Genomic DNA, 16,279 nt, shown 5'->3' on the forward strand with positions numbered 1-16,279 from the left:
GCGGAGCGCGGACGGCTCAGTATATGCCGCCTTGCTCTTCCACGAAATCCTCGACCGGCTCCTCTCTTCGGGCCACCGCCGCCGCGGATCGGGGCCCCTGTCGCGCACGACGGATGAGGTCGAGTACTTCGCTGCGACGCGCGGCGAGTTCGTCGGTTCGGGTGGAACGCGGCGGTTCGGTATCGGGCTTGAACGCTTCCCAGATGACCGCAGCTTTGGGATCGTCGGACGGCGTTCCGGCGAAAACCCGCTTGCCGCTGCGCCGGTCGATCTTGACCATGCGCACGCCGGGCGGCGCAATGAAATCGTCGCTCGTCCAGCGTTCCTTGGTTTCCTCGACGAATTGCTTGAACACCGGCGCGGCCGTATTCCCGCCCTGCACCCAGCCCCCCAGATTGCGAGGCTGATCGTAGCCGATATAGGTGCCGGCCACCATGTCGGGCAATCCGCCTACGAACCACGCGTTGGTCGGTCCGCTGGTTGTGCCGGTCTTGCCGAAAATCGGAAGTTCGAGACTGCGCAGGCGTACCGCCGTGCCGCGGGTTACCACGCCCTGCAACATGTGAACGACCTGGAACGCCGTACGCGGGTCCATCACCTGCTTGCCGGATGGTTCGAAGCGCGGCATCGGCTGCCCATCCCATTCGGGCATGTTGCAGCTGTCACATTGCCGACTGTCGGCGCGCCAGATAACCTTGCCACGGCGATCCTGTACGTAGTCGACAACGCTCGGGGCATTCTGGCGGCCCCAGTTCGCGAGCGCGGCGTAGGCATTGACCATGCGTTCGACAGTCGTATCCCCGGCACCAAGAGCAAAGCTTGGATAGTTTTCGTAATCGCCGATGCCAACGCGCGAGAACATCTTGTTCACCGCGGGCATTCCCGCATCCATCGCAATGTGAACGGTCATGAGGTTGCGGCTCTGTTCGAGCCCCCATCGCATCGTGTGCGTACCGCCTCCGCCGCCGCCGAAATTGCGGAAGCACTTCTCACCGAGGCCGGCACCCTGCCAGAAGCAATAGGTCTGGTCCGGCACTTGGGTCGCCGGGGTCATCCCGGTGTCGAGCCCGGTGGCATAGACGAAAGGCTTGATCGTCGATCCCGGCTGCCGCAGCGCCTGCGTCGCACGATTGAAACTGCCGAGCCGGCTGTCGAACCCGCCCTGCATGGCCATGATCCGCCCGGTATGGGGATTTTCCACGAGGAACGCGCCCGAAACTTCCGGCACGGTCCGCAAGCGATAACCGCTGCCGGACTTCTCCGAAGCGACGACGTCGCCGACTTTGATCGCGGAAGGGGCGCCGGATAGCGGAAAGGTCTCGCCGTCGGTAAAGCCGATCGTCGGGGGCGAGCCGCCTTCCGTAATCACACCGACCCGCCAGTCCTCGTAGTTGATCGAAAGGTTGGACGAGGCGAGCTGCGACGTGAGGTCGCCGTTATCGGGATTAAGCGTCGCAATCGGTTTCGACCAAGCGCGGTTGCCCTGATAGCGCAGCAAACCGGCACGCAGGGCGTCGCGTGCCGCATCCTGCAATTCGGCGTCGAGGGACGTCCTGACCCACAGGCCGCCGGCATACACGCTGTCCGGTCCGTCATCCGCAGTCTCACCGAACCGCTCCATCAACTGCCGCCGGACTTCTTCCAGAAAATAGCCTGCATCCGCCGAGCGTTCCGTCCGCTGCTGGACGAGCCCAAGCGGTTCGGCTTTCGCAGCGTTGGCCGCAGAGGCAGTGACGAAGCCGTTTTCTGCCATCTTATCGAGAACGAAATTTCGCCGCTCGATCGCCATGTCGGTGTAGCGCGAGCGGCCGTAGCGCTCAGGCGCTTTCGGAAGAATTGCGAGGAACGCCGTCTCGGCAAGATCGAGATCTTCGACGTCCTTATCGAAATAGGCCCGCGCCGCCGCCTGCACGCCGAAGCTGCGCCGTCCGAGCGGGATCTCGTTGAGATAGAGCTCGAGGATTTCCTGCTTGGTCAGAACCTCTTCGATGCGCCGCGCGAGGATCATTTCCTTCAGCTTGCGCGTGACGGAATATTCGTCCGACAAAAGCAGGTTCTTCGCCACCTGCTGTGTGATGGTCGAGCCGCCGACCGCACGCTCGCCTGATCCGTATTTGGTCGCATAGTCGAGTACGGCATTCAGCGTCCCGGTCAGGTCCACACCGCCATGGGTGAAGAAGGTTTTGTCTTCGGCGGAGAGGAACGCTTCGATCAGTGGCGCGGGAAAATCGACATATTGCAATTGCACGCGGCGTTCGCGAGCATAGCTATGGACGATCTCACCATCGATGCCGCGGACGACCGTGGGAAGCGGAGTCTCGTAATCGAGCAGGGTGCTGGCTTCGGGCAGGTTTCGCGCCAGCGTCGACCAAGCCAAAACCAGCAGCGCAAGAAATATACCTACAAGATAGGTCGCGATCCGCAGACGGCGGCTATAATTCCAGTTTTCGCGCATCCAGACAAGGAATCGTCGCGGATCGCCGGCCAAGCGGTTGCGCCAGTAGGGGAGCGTCGGAGTATCTGACATGATCGGACGGGCGCTTAGCACGGCTTATCTAAACTTCGCCAGAACAAGAACGCGTGGCGCCCCGGTTTATGCCTCGCTGGCGAGATAGATGCGTATCGCCTGCGCCATGGCTTCGGCAAATTGCTTGCGGCCTTGCGGGCTCGTCAGACGCTCCGCATCCTGCGCGTTGGTGATGAACCCGCTTTCGAACAGCACCGAGGGCACATCGGGCGCGCGCAGTACCCGTAGCGCGGCATACCGCCGGGTCTGCGGATGGAATTTCAAAACGCCCTCCCCTTCTCGGCGGATCAGTTGGGCAAACGCATCCGATTGTTCAGATGTTTGGCGCTGTGCGAGATCAACGAGGATCCCGTTCACATCGTCGCTTTGCCCGCCAAGGTCGATCCCGTTGACGAGATCGGCTGCGTTTTCGCGCGCCGCGAAACGAGCCGCCGCCTCGCTGGAGGCTTGGTTGGACAAGGTATAGATGCTCGCGCCCCCGACGCTGTCATATTCGCCGCCGCTATCGGCATGCAGCGAGAGGAACAGCGACGCGCCCGCCCGGCGCGCGATTTCGTAGCGTTCGGCATGGGGCAGATACACATCGTCGTCGCGCGTAAGTATGACGCGAACGCCGCCTTCGCTTTCCAGTTGGTTGCGGATCGCGCGCGCAAGAGCCAGAACGACGTCCTTCTCCTGAAAGCCGCTACCCGAAGCGCCCGGATCCGATCCGCCATGGCCTGGATCGATGACGACAAGCGGCCAATTCTCCTGACCCGGCGCAACCTCTTTTCCGGTTGTCGCGCTGCCGACATCCGACAGACGGACCCGCAATACCGGATCTGCACGCAGCCAAATCGCCTGTGTAATCAAAAGCAGTACGGCGAACGCGCCGACAATCGCGAAGCCTGCTGCCGGGTATATCGATTGGTCGCCTCTGGCTCGCATATCGATATGGCGATTACCCCCCCATTGCGTAAGTTTGCAATACAGTTGCCGTTGATCCTGTGCGGTGCTAGCGAGCAGATGCCGGATGACCGGCGCCTCCGATCGGCGCGATTTCGACCGCGACGAAGAGGGTCGCCGCTATGCGGCAGGTCGGTCCGATACCGGAGCGACCTCGCTTACCAGGTTGATGCAGTCCATGTCCGAAACAAGCACGTTTCCGCTCGCATTCCGCTCCGCCATCGGCGGCGCGGGTGAGCGGCTCGGCGCTAGCGCGCGGCGCAGGACGGAATCTGCAGTCACGAATCGCCGGACGCGCCAACACGTGCGCTTCCGGCCGCAAACCATCGTCGCTTCCGCCGGTCGCGGCGACTATCATTCACAACATGAACAATCGCACGGTGCGTCGGCAGGCTTTGCTCCGCCCGGCCGTGTGTGGAGACGAATACATGGCAACGCGCATGCTTATCGATGCGCGCCACCAGGAAGAAACCCGGGTGGCGGTTCTCACGGGAAACCGGATTGAGGAATTCGATTTCGAATCTGCCGACAAGAAGCAGATCAAGGGCAATATCTATCTAGCCAAGGTTACGCGGGTCGAACCGTCGCTGCAGGCGGCGTTCGTCGATTTCGGCGGCAATCGCCACGGCTTCCTCGCTTTCAGCGAGATTCACCCCGACTATTACCAAATTCCCAAGGAGGACCGCGAGGCGCTTCTTGCTGCAGAAGCGGAAGTCGCCGAAGAGGAAGCTCGCCTCCGCGCCGAAGAGGAAGAGCGCGGCGAGATGCCCGGCGACGAATACGACGCCGAGGACGAAAGCGCCGAAGCGCTGGCCGAAGATCTCGCCGAGGATGGTCTGGAAGAAGTGGACACGTCGGACAAGGACGATGTCGCCACCATCGAAGAAGGCCAGCTCGACCGAGACGATGCGGACGAGGACGACGACAGCGAAGACGATGCGAACGGCGGCAAGAGCCGTGGTCGGGGCCGCAAAGGCCGCGGGCGGCGTCAGGGCGGCGGGAAAGCGCGCGCGAAGGATGTAGACGATGCGCGTTCGCGTCGTCTCGCCTTGCGCCGCAAGTACAAGATCCAGGACGTCATCCAGCGCCGCCAGGTACTACTGGTCCAGGTCGTCAAGGAAGAACGCGGCAATAAGGGCGCGGCGCTAACGTCCTATCTTAGCCTCGCTGGCCGCTACACCGTGCTTATGCCGAACAGCAGCCATGGTGGTGGCATCAGCCGCAAGATTTCCAGCGCTAGTGACCGCAAGCGCCTCAAGCAGATCGTAGGCGATCTTAGCTTACCGCGCTCGATGGGCCTGATCGTCCGCACTGCGGGTCTCAGCCGCACCAAGACCGAGATCAAGCGCGACTTCGACTATCTTGCACGCCTATGGGATGAGATACGCGAGAAGACGCTGGCTTCGGCGGCCCCGAATCTAATTCACTCAGACAGCGATCTTATCAAGCGCGCTATCCGCGACATCTACAATCGTGAGATCGAGGAAGTGGTGGTCGAAGGCGAAGAGGGCTACAAATCCGCCAAGGCCTTCATGAAGATGCTCATGCCCAGCCATGCACGGCGGGTAAAACAGTATGCCGATCCCGTGCCGCTTTTCCAGCGGTATGGCGCGGAAGACCAGTTGAAGGCAATGTACGATCCGGTCGTGCAGTTGAAGAGCGGCGGCTATCTGGTCATCAACCCGACTGAAGCGCTGGTCTCCATCGACATCAACTCCGGCCGCTCTACTCGTGAGCACAATATCGAGCAGACCGCCCTTTCGACGAATATCGAGGCAGCCAAGGAGATCGCCCGGCAGCTTCGCTTGCGCGACATGGCCGGCTTGGTCGTGATCGACTTCATCGACCAGGAATACAACAACAACACCCGTAAGGTTGAGCGTGCAATGAAAGACGCGCTCAAGTCCGACCGGGCGCGCATCCAGGTGGGCCGCATATCCAGCTTCGGCCTGATGGAAATGAGCCGACAGCGCTTGCGTACCGGCGTACTCGAAGCAACTACCCGCGAATGTCCGCACTGCGACGGTACGGGCTTGGTGCGTACGGCTTCGTCCGCCGGGCTGTCCGCCCTGCGTCTGATCGAAGAGGAAGCGGCCCGCGGGAAGGGAACGCGCATTCGTCTGGCGGCGAGCACCGAGGCCGCCGTGTATCTTCTGAACGAAAAACGCCACGACCTGATGGAGATCGAACAGCGCTACGGCGTATCGGTGGAAGTGGTGCCAGAAGGCGAGGATGAAGGTGCCAAGATGGCGGTGACCAGCCACGGCCCGAAACCGGCCGAGGCTCCTCGTTTCGAACCGCTCGTCGAAGATGACGAAGAGGACGAGGTCGTCGAAGCCGGCGATGATGGCGAAGACGAAGCTCGCAGCGATGGTGACGACAAGCCGCGCAAGAAGCGCCGTCGCCGTCGCGGGGGCCGTGGTCGCAATCGCAATCGTGATCAGGATGAAGACGCCGATAGCGATGAAGACGACGAACGCGAAGACGCGTCTGATACGCAGGACGACGATACGACGAAGAAGAACCGCCGTGGCGGACGTCGTCGCGGTGGCCGCGGTCGCGGCAAGAAGGACGAAGCAAATGTGACCGCCGAAGACGCGAAAAACCTTGAAGAGGTTTCGGATAAGATCGTGGAGGACATGGCGGTCGTCGCCGGACCAGACGATGCCCCCGAAACGGCGGAGGAAGCTGCTGAGGAGGAAAAGGCGAAACCAAAGCGCCGTGCGCCCCGCCGCAAAAAGGCTGACACGCCTTCGGCGACCAGCGAGGATACTGGGCAGGCTGAGGCCGAAGATAAACCTGCAGTGAGGAAACCGCGGCGCAAAAAGGCTGTGCCTTCCGACGCGGATACAGCAGGCGAAGAGCAGTCCGAAATCGCGCAAAGCGAAAAGCCGAAGCGCAGTCGTCGCAAAAAAGTCGAGGCGTCCGCAGCCGATGATACGAAGGTTGTCGCCAAGGACGATGCCTCTGCCGATGTAGAGAACGCTCCGGACGCGGATAAGACGGAAGCATCCTTGAGCGCTGAGCCTGCCAAACCGCGCCGCGGATGGTGGCAGCGAACCTTCGGGGAATAATTACGCTAGCCGGTCCCGTCTTCCGTCGGGACCGGCTAGCCCCGAACGTCAGGTTTCGATCTTTTGGCGAACCGCTTTGAGATCGCTCTCCTTATCGACATCGACAGCAGCGAGACCGTTATTGGCGGGCACCATTGCCGCCTTGATGCCGGCACGAAGACCCAACCGACTGATGGCCTCCTGAAGGTCGAGCCGTTTAAACAACATCATGACAAGCGTAGACAAACCGAGTTTTGCGGCGATACGCCATGGCTGCTTGCGATCGGCTTCGACCATTTGCCACAAGCCAACAGCCGCCTGAGCGCGTTCGGTTCGCAACAGGAACAGATTGCATCCTGACCAGTCGCCATCGGCGAAAGATAGATAAGTCCGCGCCGACCCGGGCATCGCAGATTGGACACGGTCTCTATGCGCCATCAGTATTGCGACGTCCGCATCTTCAGGTGCGCTATCGAGAAAATCGTGAACCATATCCGCGTCCAGCAGCGCATGGTCGCTGGTAGTGATGATTGTCGGCGTGCCTATTATCTCAATCGCAGCAGCAACACTCTTGCTCGGTCCTGGTTCGGCTGCCATCGCCTCGCACCCCTGCCCGATTGCCAAATGCCGGACGCGAGCATCGTTTGTTGACACTACGATCCGCTTGATCCCAGCCGCCCTCAGCGCAGCTACGACACGAGTTAGCATCGGCTGATCGCCGATTTCGATCAAAGACTTGTGCGAGACGCCATGAGCTTCGGCAAGCCCGTCGCCCTCTGCTCTCGTCCCGGCAAGGATTAGGGCGGCGATCTTCCTCATGCCCCACCCCGTGAGCAAAGGATAGCGCGGCGAACGACGATCGCGAAAGCAAGGTAGATCACCGCGAATGCAAGAGCCACCGCCCAACTCACTCCGATCACACCAAAGCCGACGAATAGCGCGGTAGATAAGGTCATTGCTGCTACTCCGAACAAACGAACGCCTAGTGACCAATGCGCCTTTCCGTGAGCGTGAAGGACCGGCTCGAATGCAACCGCAGCCAGGTCAAAAGACGCTGCGATCGCAAGAGGCAGCAATAACGGTGCCCCTTGGGAAAATTCCGGTCCCCCGATAAGTTCGAGAACTTGCCGACCGACCAACAATGCGATCAGGACGATGAGAGCTCCTGCCCCGAACACAATCAGGCTTATGCGGGTAATAAGCCTCTGAAATTCGGCCTCAGGAGCCTGGTGTTTCTGTCGATTCACTTCCGGGTAGATCGCCTGCGTTACGAGCGTAGCGAGCTTACTCAAAGCTTTCGCCAATTGATCCGCAATCCGGTAGACACCGGCCGCACGGGTGCCGAGAAAATAACCTACAGCCAGCAGCGGGCCATGTTGCAGAACAGCCTGAATAGTTTGGCTTGCATAAGTCACACCGAGGAAGCCAAGTAATCCAGGGTTTTCTCTTACGGTTCGCCGCCATTGCGTTATGTCGGAGAACTTCAGGTTCCCTTTCTGGAGGCGATAGGCAATCGCCCATAATAACCCCGCCGAGAACAATTCGATTGCCCCCCAAGCGAGAAGGAATCGAACGACTGTGGCGCCCGTATTCCATATATAGAGCGCAGCAAAGAGGCGCGCCACGGGCGTGATCGCTCCTGCTGCTACCGCCAAATCATATCGGTCGAGAACGCGGATGATTCCTGTCGGCGCGGTTCCGCGAGCAAACAGGAGCGTCGCAATGAATAAGAAAGCTGCTGTCACATAGCGAGGGTTGAGCTCGAGCTGGTCGCCGAAACCGTAAATGACAATACCGGCAAAAAGCGTACCTAGAACCGACCCGATGATGTCGATTGCCCCTCCAAATACAGCGAGGCGCGCAAACCGATCTTCCTTTTTGGCTGTAAGGTGGCGCGCGCCGAACCGAACGATCGTTTGCCAGGTTTGAAAACCCGCGATGGCAACCATCGCCTGCGCCGTGCCGAATATCAGCGAGAAGTGCCCGAACCCTTTCAGTCCGAGGGATCGAGCGAGTATGGCGAGGTAGACCAGGCTGACGATCGCGGCGAAGCCCTTGCCGCCAAGCAGCCACCCGATGTTTCTGATGATCCGGCGCAGCCCCTCAGAAGCGTGAATATCTTCCAGCTTTCCCGCCATTACGTGGCCTTGGACGAAGTGCTCGGGCAAGACAAGTCGGTCCACCGTTTGCGGTTTGCGGGACACATCGTATGTAGCCGCCCTCGACTTATGGAACGCGAACCCTTGCGCCTGGCCTTTCTCTTCATCGCCGAAGCCTATCAGGTATATCATGCGGCCGCGGTGATGTTCGAATTGATGAGGCGCTCGGATATCACGGTCGACGTGTTCTACATCGATCCGGCGTCACCGGCTGCGCTCGAGCGATTGCGAAAAACGCACAATGCGGCGTCATTCGAAATGACCCGTCTGCCGAGCGGTCTTGCCGGGGCCGCCATCCAGTCGGTTCGCATCCTCGGTCTGGCGAAACCGCAGGTGCTTAGAAAAAATGAAGCTAAGCTGAGAAAGTACGACGCCATCGTTTCGACTGAGGACGGAATTACGGCCCTGTTTCGAGATTTGCAGGAGGCCAATCGCCCGGCGCGCATCTTGATCACGCATGGAGCGGACGCACGAGCAGTCCCGGATCGCCAGAAACGCAGAGACTGCGACCTTATTCTTGCCAAGGGCCCACGGGACGTCGCCCTTCATCTCGAGAAAGGTCACTCGGAGCCAGGCAAGATCGTCGCGGCAGGCTATCCAAAATTCACCTCCCTTTTAGCTTTGGGCCGTGACGACAAGCCCCTTTTCGCTAACAGCAATCCTACCGTTCTGTACAACTCACACAAGGAACCGCGCCAACGCAGCTGGGATCGGTTCTTCAAACCGATGGTGCATCTCTTCGAAGAACATACAGATCGCAATCTTGTCGTGGCTCCCCATATCAAGTTGTTTCGTCGGAGACCCTCCGGCTATCGTGCCAGGATCGAGTCGCGCACTGCCGATAACATTAAGATCGATCTTGGCTCCGATCGATTGCTCGACGGTACGTATCTCGAGCAAGCAGATATCTATGTCGGTGACGTGAGCAGTCAGGTGTACGAGTTTCTTGCAAATCCAAGACCCTGCATTTTTCTTAACGCGCACAAGGTTCAGTGGCAGCAAGATCCGGCCTACGCCATGTGGCATTTGGGCGAAGTGATTGATGATCCTCAAGACCTGCTTCCTGCCATTCGGCGCGCTCCTAAGCTGCATTCGGAGTTCGTCGCGCGCCAGAAAGAGGCGGCAGAGCGTTCCTTAGGCGATACGTCGCCAAACTCCGTTGTTTACGGTGCCGATCTCATAGAGACGTTCGTGCGTAATTGGCCGAAAGGATAACGAACATTCCTAAGGTCCTTTTTCTTTTCAATCACGATGCAGCGCATCAGGCAGCGCACATTGCCGGCATCATGGCTACTCTTGCCGAATATCGGCGGGATTGGCGAATTGAGGCCGCAGTAGGAACGCCTGATATCGAGAGGCAGGTTCGCGCTCTTGTTCCGGCGGATCAGCAAACGAAAATAGAATGGCGATCACTTGATCTTTCGGGGACTCTCGATGCTGCTTTGACGCCATTCAATTCTTTGGCACCGGTGAAGCGTCTTGCGCGCCTTCGTCGATCGATTAGCCTTTTCGAATCTGCCGATCTGGTTGTTTCGCCGGAAAGAACCTGTCTTGCTATCAAGCGGTTATTGATCATAAAGCATAGAAGCTCCCCGCCGTTCGTGTTCGTGCCGCACGGGGCAGGAGACCGAAGCGTAACCTATCATCCCGATCTTGCGGGGTTCGACTACTTCCTGGTGAGCGGTCGAAAAGTGAAAGACGAATTCGTCGCTCACGGAATTGCCCAGGCTGACCAGTGCTTCATCACGGGATACGCAAAATTCGACACCGCTTCGCCCAAAAGTTCCAACAAGCTGTTCGAAAACGACCGACCGACCGTCGTTTACAATCCCCACTTCGATCCGGCGCTCTCGTCATGGTATGATCATGGACCTGACATCCTGCGCCTTGCCGCTCAAATTCCCGACGGTTTGAATATTATTTTTGCGCCGCATGTAATGCTCTTCAGAAAGAAATTGCATGTTTCGCTCGAGCATCGCGCAGTTCGGCTAAGGCCCGAGATACCGCAGGCAGCCATCGATGCGCCGAACATCCTGATCGATACGGACAGTCCAAGTTTGTTCGATATGACCTATACCTCTGCAGCCGATTTCTACCTCGGTGACGTCAGCAGCCAGATTTACGAGTTTCTGCGCACTCCGAAACCAAGCGTTTTCATAGATGCAAACGGTCACGGTAAAGAAGCGTACCAGTTCTGGCAGAACGGGCCAGTCGTAAATTCAGGCGTGGAGGCACTGACGAAACTGATCGATGCAAATGAATGGAGCACCACCTTTGTCGCTAAACAGAAGGCGCTTTTCGAATACACGATGGACATCGATCCTAAGCATTCGGCGAGCGAACGCGGTGCTAGAGCGCTTGAAGAAATTCTTGCGGCTGAGATACTAGTGGATGCATGACCTCCCATCCACGAGACTGAGCAGACAGACGCTTTCGTTCGGACCTTGAAACGAAAACCGGTTCGTCAGCGAAATCCAGCATTGGCGCATCTGCGAAACTGTCGCTTACAAACTTAATATGATCGAATGCGTCATCGCCCTGTTCTGCAAGCCAACACCGAACGCGAGCCAATTTTTCCGTTCCATAGCAATTCGAGCCCCATATCTCACCATTCTCCCAAATTGTGGCAACGACGTGCTCGATACCCAAGCGCTCCGCGAAACGGCGCGAATAAAACTCGAACGCTGCGGTAGCGAGTAGCACAGTTGTGCCCTCCTCAAGATCGGAACGAAGCATTTCAACCGGACCGGTCATGAAGTCACCGGTCTCAAGACGCTTTACGAATGATTGTCCGAGGTATTCCAGTTCGTCTGCGGAAACGGATCCGATCATCAGGCGCATACCGAAGGTTTTCAAAGCACTTCTTGAGCAGAAACCGATCTTGTAGCCAGCCATAGCGAGCAGCCAAAGCGGCAGGAGCAATAGACGAACCGGTGCACGGTTTCGTGCGGCAAATACAAGGAAGGGCGTGAATGTGGCGCGGCGGACTAGCGTCTTGTCGAGGTCGTAAATTGCCAGCTTGCGCATAGTCGGCGCGTGGCAGGGTGCGCCTTGAAATTCAAGCGAACCCTACCGAATTGGGGTTGCAAACCTTGCGTGGCGGACACGTTTCGCTAGAGAGCTTGCAGGCAGATAGAACGGATTCAGCGATGGCGACTTTCACCCTTCCCAAGAACTCGAAGATCAGCAGCAAGGGGCAAACCCACAAGGCGACAGATGCGGGCCGGGTTAAGTCGTTCAAAATCTATCGTTACGACCCCGACAGCGGGAAGAACCCGCGCTACGATACCTTCGAGGTCGATCTCGACGCCTGCGGGCCGATGGTCCTCGATGCCCTGTTCAAGATCAAGAACGAGATCGATCCCTCGCTCACCTTCCGGCGTTCCTGCCGCGAAGGCATCTGCGGTTCGTGTTCGATGAACATGAACGGCAAGAACGGTCTCGCCTGCACCACTGCGATCGACGATTTGAAGGGCGAAATCCGCATCACTCCGCTCCCGCATATGGAAGTGGTAAAAGACTTGGTGCCGGACTTCACGCATTTCTACGCGCAATACGCCTCGATCCGTCCCTGGCTGCAAACCGTCTCGCCGACGCCGAGCGGCAAGGAGCGCCTTCAGTCACCTGAGCAGCGCGAACGGCTTGACGGGCTGTACGAGTGCATTCTGTGCGCTTGCTGCTCGACTGCATGCCCCAGCTATTGGTGGAACAGCGACAAATTCCTCGGCCCGGCGATCCTGCTGCAGGCCTATCGCTGGCTGGCCGACAGCCGCGACGAGATGACCGGGGAACGCCTCGATCAGCTCGAGGACCCTTTCCGCCTCTATCGTTGCCACACCATCATGAATTGCGCGAACGTCTGCCCGAAGGGTCTGAACCCCGCAAAGGCCATCGCCGAAACTAAGAAGATGATGGCCGAACGCGCTATCTGACGTGCCGCCCGAAGAGCTGTTCGATACCGGTCCCGATCCGGACAATCCCGGCTGGCGTCACTGGAACCTGAGAGACTCGACGCTGTTCAACGGCGCGGTGATGGGTCCGCTGATCGCACGGCGCGACGATGATGGCAAAGCGCGCCTGCGTATGGTGCCGGAGCGGCGGCACGAGAACCTTCAGGGTATCGTCCACGGCGCGGTAACGCTGTCGTTGATTGACATAGCCCTGTTCACGACGATGCATTTTGCTGGCAGCGGCAATGCGGGGCCGTCTGTAACGCTCGAACTTTCGACCCAGTTTGTCGGTGGCGGCGACCCCAAACGCCCCCTCGATGCGGTAACGGAAATCGTGCGAGAAACCGGCAAGCTCGTTTTTATCCGCGGCATGGTCGAGCAGGAAAGCGATGTGGTCGCATCCTTCTCAGGCATCATTCGCAAGATGAACCGGCGCGCGATCCCATCATGAGCGGCATTCTCGCGCGGTATCGCGATCTCGTCGCAAGGGACGAATTGCACGCGGATGCGGATCAGGAGGCGGCGGCCGAGCGATTGCAGCTTTTACAGGACGAGCTCGAACAGCGCAAAGACACAGGTTTCTTCTCCAACCTGTTCGGCGGGAAGAAACACCAATTACGCGGCGTGTATATGTGGGGCGGCGTCGGGCGCGGGAAATCCATGCTGATGGACCTGTTCGTCGAAACGCTGGACATAAATGAAAAGCGCCGCGTGCATTTTCACGCGTTCATGCTCGAGGTTGATCGGCTGATCAGTCACGAACGTACGCGGCGCGCAGGCAATCCGATCGCCCCGGTCGCGGCGAAGATCGCCAGTGAGGCACGTTGCCTGGCTTTCGACGAAATGGTTGTCACCAATACTGCCGATGCGGCGATTATGGCCCGCCTGTTTACCGCGCTCATCCGCGACGAGGGGGTGATCGTCGTCACTACCAGCAACCGTCCGCCGAAGGACCTTTACAAGGACGGGCTCAATCGCTCGCTATTTTTGCCCTTCATCGATCTGGTGGAGGCGGAACTCGACGTGCTGCCGCTCGATGGGCCCACCGACTACCGGCTCGACCGACTTGGTGATCTTGACACTTGGCATACGCCCTTGGGCGAAGCGGCGACCGGGCAAGTGCGTGAGGCATTCTTCCGCCTGACCGATTACGAGCCGGAAGATGCGGACAATGTGCCATCCGCCGAACTCGATCTCGGCGGCGGGCGCACGTTGCATGTTCCCAAGAGCCTGAAAGGCGTCGGCGTGTTCAGCTTCAAGCGGTTGTGCGGCGAAAATCGCGGGGCGGCCGATTACCTCGCCGTCGCTCACGCCTATCATACCGTCATCGTCGTGGGTATCCCGCGCATGGGTCCGGACAATCGTAATGAAGCGATCCGCTTCACCAAGCTGATCGATGCTTTGTACGAGAACAAGGTTAAGCTTTTCGCGGCGGCCGAAGCCGAACCCGAAGACCTTTACGTGACAGGCGACGGAGCATTCGAGTTCGCACGGACCGTCAGCCGGCTGAAGGAAATGCAGAGCAGCCAATACATGGCGCAAGGCCACGGCGCCGACGCTTGAAGCGCCGCTGCACAGACCATATCTCGCACCCGTTCCGGCGGCTCGCTCTCCCGCCGATGTGGAAATTTCTATGATCGATATTCGACCGTTCGACAGTCTGGGCCATGCAGATCACGGCTGGCTCGATGCCCGACACCATTTCAGTTTCGCGAATTATCACGATCCTTCGCGCATGGGCTGGGGCGCCATCCGCGTATGGAATGACGATACGATCGCTGCGCAATCCGGCTTCCCGCCCCATCCGCATCGCGACATGGAAATCGTGACCTTCGTGCGCAATGGAGCAATCAGTCACCGCGACAGTCTCGGCAATGAAGGCCGCACCGGCGCGGGCGACGTACAAGTCATGAGTGCTGGCACCGGCATTACGCACGCCGAATTCAATCTAGAGGACGAGGCGACGACACTGTTCCAGATCTGGATCCTGCCCGATCGCAACGGTGAAGCTCCGGGATGGGGCCAACGCGAGTTTCCTGCCGCCACACGCGACGGCAATTTCGTCGTCCTAGCGAGCGGAACCCCGAATGTGGACGATGCGCTCTCGATCCGCTGCGACGCCAAGGTGGCGGCGGCGACACTCGAGAAAGGCCAGGCGGCCGTTTGGGAGACATCCGGAAAGCGACATCAATATCTGGTTGCCACGAAGGGGCCTGTAATCGTCAACGGCGAAAGGGCCGAACCCCGGGATGGCATCGCCATAACCGGCGAAACCCAAATTCGCGTCGAGGCGGAGGAAGACTCGGAAATCGTATTAGTCGACGCGCGTTGATTGCAGGTCAGGGCATTTCGGACGGGCTTCGCGTCTCGAAATGCTCGATCATCGTTTGCAGAATGTTTCTAAGCGAACGCTCTTGTTCGCTTACTCTGTCTTCCAAGTCGCTCAAGCGCCGGTCCAACCTATCATCGTAGGATGGACGGGCTGGTTGGGCGTCTGCGGTGTTTTCAATTAATTCCCTCAATGCATGCAGATGCGCGTCGCGTTCTGCGAACGCCAGTTCGATCGCATCGAGCTGCTCTTGAATCTCTTCCACCTTACGCAGGTCCGCGTAATCGTCACTCCCAGATATCTCCTCTGTAGCACTAAGCTCTTCCTCGACCTTGTCGGCTGAAGATTTGGTATCCTCGATATCGGACGAGATAGCTTCGTCGGTCCGACCTTCTACTTCCTGAGCATCCTCGCCCCGGCTTGTGGCCAGATTTTCCCGACTTTCAACAGACCGATGCGCGTTCCCGTCGGGAGACATTTCCTCCAAGACGGAATTCAGCATCGCCAAATCTAGCCGGTCTGCTTGCTCGATGCTTCCAAGAAGCAGAAGCCGGGTCATAACCTGATTGATTTTGCGCGGAATACCGCCGGTTACTTCGCCCAACCGATGCCAAAGCTCGCCATCGAATGTTGGCAAACCGCGCCATCCAGCCCGCGTGAGTCGGTGCAGGACATAAGGCTCGATCTCTTGCGCGCTCATTGCTTCCAGATGATGCGACGCGATAATCCGCTGGCGAAGCTCCTCGAGCCGGCCCGCCTCCGCCAATTCGTCCCGAAGACGGGGTTGGCCGAGCAAAACCACCTGGATTATCGGCTGGCCGGACAGGTGAGTGTTCGATAGCATCCGAAGGGCTTCCAGCGCATCTACGGACAGCGCTTGAGCCTCGTCCACAAAAAGCATCGTTCGCCGACCTTCGAGAGCCTCGTTCCGTAAAAAGCGCTCGATGGTAGCCTGCGCCGTATGCCGTTCCTGAGCCTTATTGAGACCGAAGCTCGATGCGACGGCGAACAGCATCGCTTCGCCTGTAGACGCGCTGGCCGCGACCTTGCCGATGGTTACATTGGCGGAAGCCAATTCGTTAACGAAACGCTCGACAAGAATTGTTTTACCTGCACCGATTTCACCGGTGATAATGACGAACCCTTCTTGCTGCTGGAGCCCGTAATCCAAGTGACTCAAGGCTTTACGATGCGTGGCGGATTGGAAATAGAACTCGGGATCCGGAGTCAGCCGGAAAGGCGCTTTGTCGAATCCGTAGAATTCCTCGTACATGGCGGCTTCCTTATCAGAAACCGCTTCTTCGGAAGCGCCGACA

14 protein-coding genes are annotated in these 16,279 nt (G+C 58.8%); 7 read left to right on the top strand and 7 right to left on the bottom strand.

The features are described 5' to 3' along the window. Nucleotides 1–16 precede the first annotated feature (16 nt). From E3U23_RS03600 to E3U23_RS03610, 3 genes are all read right to left on the bottom strand, one after another. Nucleotides 17–2,455, bottom strand: a complete 2,439-nt coding sequence (locus tag E3U23_RS03600) for a penicillin-binding protein 1A (RefSeq protein WP_279350241.1) — start codon at nt 2,453–2,455, stop codon at nt 17–19. Nucleotides 2,456–2,593: 138 nt separating this feature from the next. Beyond that, a complete protein-coding gene (locus tag E3U23_RS03605) occupies nt 2,594–3,454 on the bottom strand; it encodes an N-acetylmuramoyl-L-alanine amidase family protein (protein ID WP_279349837.1) in 861 nt (286 codons plus the stop codon). Between the two features lie 138 nt (nt 3,455–3,592). Beyond that, a complete protein-coding gene (locus E3U23_RS03610; protein ID WP_279349838.1) occupies nt 3,593–3,754 on the bottom strand; it encodes a hypothetical protein in 162 nt (53 codons plus the stop codon). Between the two features lie 146 nt (nt 3,755–3,900). Here E3U23_RS03610 and E3U23_RS03615 point away from each other — a divergent pair, with 146 nt between their 5' ends. After that, nucleotides 3,901–6,546, top strand: a complete 2,646-nt coding sequence (locus tag E3U23_RS03615; protein WP_279349839.1) for an Rne/Rng family ribonuclease — start codon at nt 3,901–3,903, stop codon at nt 6,544–6,546. A 48-nt stretch (nt 6,547–6,594) separates the two neighbouring features. Here E3U23_RS03615 and E3U23_RS03620 read toward each other — a convergent pair whose 3' ends face one another. Both E3U23_RS03620 and E3U23_RS03625 read right to left on the bottom strand, forming a co-directional pair. After that, nucleotides 6,595–7,344, bottom strand: a complete 750-nt coding sequence (locus E3U23_RS03620; protein ID WP_279349840.1) for a nucleotidyltransferase family protein — start codon at nt 7,342–7,344, stop codon at nt 6,595–6,597. After that, nucleotides 7,341–8,663 carry a lipopolysaccharide biosynthesis protein gene (locus tag E3U23_RS03625; RefSeq protein WP_279349841.1) on the bottom strand — a complete coding sequence of 441 codons (1,323 nt, stop codon included), beginning with the start codon at nt 8,661–8,663 and terminating at the stop codon, nt 7,341–7,343. The genes E3U23_RS03620 and E3U23_RS03625 overlap by 4 nt, the downstream gene beginning before the upstream one ends. Nucleotides 8,664–8,753: 90 nt before the next feature. On the opposite strand from E3U23_RS03625, the gene E3U23_RS03630 reads away from it, so the two are divergent. After that, nucleotides 8,754–9,899, top strand: a complete 1,146-nt coding sequence (locus tag E3U23_RS03630; protein ID WP_279349842.1) for a hypothetical protein — start codon at nt 8,754–8,756, stop codon at nt 9,897–9,899. Then, on the top strand, nt 9,884–11,083 hold the full coding sequence (locus E3U23_RS03635; RefSeq protein ID WP_279349843.1) for a hypothetical protein: 1,200 nt from the start codon (nt 9,884–9,886) through the stop codon (nt 11,081–11,083). The genes E3U23_RS03630 and E3U23_RS03635 overlap by 16 nt, the downstream gene beginning before the upstream one ends. Here the strand turns inward: E3U23_RS03635 and E3U23_RS03640 are convergent. Further along, the gene (locus E3U23_RS03640) at nt 11,034–11,711 is read right to left on the bottom strand and encodes an HAD family hydrolase (RefSeq protein ID WP_279349844.1); all 678 of its coding nucleotides are present in this window, start codon (nt 11,709–11,711) and stop codon (nt 11,034–11,036) included. The two genes, E3U23_RS03635 and E3U23_RS03640, sit on opposite strands and share 50 nt — an antisense overlap. Nucleotides 11,712–11,833: 122 nt before the next feature. Between E3U23_RS03640 and E3U23_RS03645 the strand changes: the two genes are divergently transcribed. The 4 genes from E3U23_RS03645 (at nt 11,834) to E3U23_RS03660 (ending at nt 14,966) form a co-directional block, all read left to right on the top strand. Continuing rightward, the gene (locus tag E3U23_RS03645; RefSeq protein WP_279349845.1) at nt 11,834–12,616 is read left to right on the top strand and encodes a succinate dehydrogenase iron-sulfur subunit; all 783 of its coding nucleotides are present in this window, start codon (nt 11,834–11,836) and stop codon (nt 12,614–12,616) included. Between the two features lies 1 nt (nt 12,617). Next, on the top strand, nt 12,618–13,085 hold the full coding sequence (locus E3U23_RS03650) for a PaaI family thioesterase (protein WP_279349846.1): 468 nt from the start codon (nt 12,618–12,620) through the stop codon (nt 13,083–13,085). Further along, on the top strand, nt 13,082–14,197 hold the full coding sequence (gene zapE / locus E3U23_RS03655; RefSeq protein ID WP_279349847.1) for a cell division protein ZapE: 1,116 nt from the start codon (nt 13,082–13,084) through the stop codon (nt 14,195–14,197). The genes E3U23_RS03650 and zapE overlap by 4 nt, the downstream gene beginning before the upstream one ends. A 70-nt stretch (nt 14,198–14,267) precedes the next feature. Next, nucleotides 14,268–14,966, top strand: a complete 699-nt coding sequence (locus E3U23_RS03660) for a pirin family protein (protein ID WP_279349848.1) — start codon at nt 14,268–14,270, stop codon at nt 14,964–14,966. 7 nt (nt 14,967–14,973) lie between these two features. On the opposite strand, the gene E3U23_RS03665 is transcribed toward E3U23_RS03660, so the two are convergent. Further along, nucleotides 14,974–16,236: an ExeA family protein gene (locus E3U23_RS03665; RefSeq protein WP_279349849.1), complete on the bottom strand. Its 1,263-nt coding sequence runs from the start codon at nt 16,234–16,236 to the stop codon at nt 14,974–14,976. Nucleotides 16,237–16,279 lie beyond the last annotated feature (43 nt).

The sequence above is a fragment of the Erythrobacter litoralis genome, assembly GCF_029760855.1.
Taxonomy (GTDB): Bacteria; Pseudomonadota; Alphaproteobacteria; order Sphingomonadales; family Sphingomonadaceae; genus Qipengyuania; species Qipengyuania litoralis_A.

Excerpts from the sequence above, each read along its gene's own strand:
- E3U23_RS03620 (WP_279349840.1), bottom strand. The coding sequence starts at position 7,344 with ATGAGGAAGATCGCCGCCCTAATCCTTGCCGGGACGAGAGCAGAGGGC.
- E3U23_RS03630 (WP_279349842.1), top strand. The coding sequence starts at position 8,754 with ATGGAACGCGAACCCTTGCGCCTGGCCTTTCTCTTCATCGCCGAAGCC.
- E3U23_RS03660 (WP_279349848.1), top strand. The coding sequence starts at position 14,268 with ATGATCGATATTCGACCGTTCGACAGTCTGGGCCATGCAGATCACGGC.
- E3U23_RS03645 (WP_279349845.1), top strand. The coding sequence starts at position 11,834 with ATGGCGACTTTCACCCTTCCCAAGAACTCGAAGATCAGCAGCAAGGGG.
- E3U23_RS03640 (WP_279349844.1), bottom strand. The coding sequence starts at position 11,711 with ATGCGCAAGCTGGCAATTTACGACCTCGACAAGACGCTAGTCCGCCGC.
- E3U23_RS03605 (WP_279349837.1), bottom strand. The coding sequence starts at position 3,454 with ATGCGAGCCAGAGGCGACCAATCGATATACCCGGCAGCAGGCTTCGCG.
- E3U23_RS03600 (WP_279350241.1), bottom strand. The coding sequence starts at position 2,455 with ATGCGCGAAAACTGGAATTATAGCCGCCGTCTGCGGATCGCGACCTAT.
- zapE (WP_279349847.1), top strand. The coding sequence starts at position 13,082 with ATGAGCGGCATTCTCGCGCGGTATCGCGATCTCGTCGCAAGGGACGAA.
- E3U23_RS03625 (WP_279349841.1), bottom strand. The coding sequence starts at position 8,663 with ATGGCGGGAAAGCTGGAAGATATTCACGCTTCTGAGGGGCTGCGCCGG.
- E3U23_RS03665 (WP_279349849.1), bottom strand. The coding sequence starts at position 16,236 with ATGTACGAGGAATTCTACGGATTCGACAAAGCGCCTTTCCGGCTGACT.
- E3U23_RS03615 (WP_279349839.1), top strand. The coding sequence starts at position 3,901 with ATGGCAACGCGCATGCTTATCGATGCGCGCCACCAGGAAGAAACCCGG.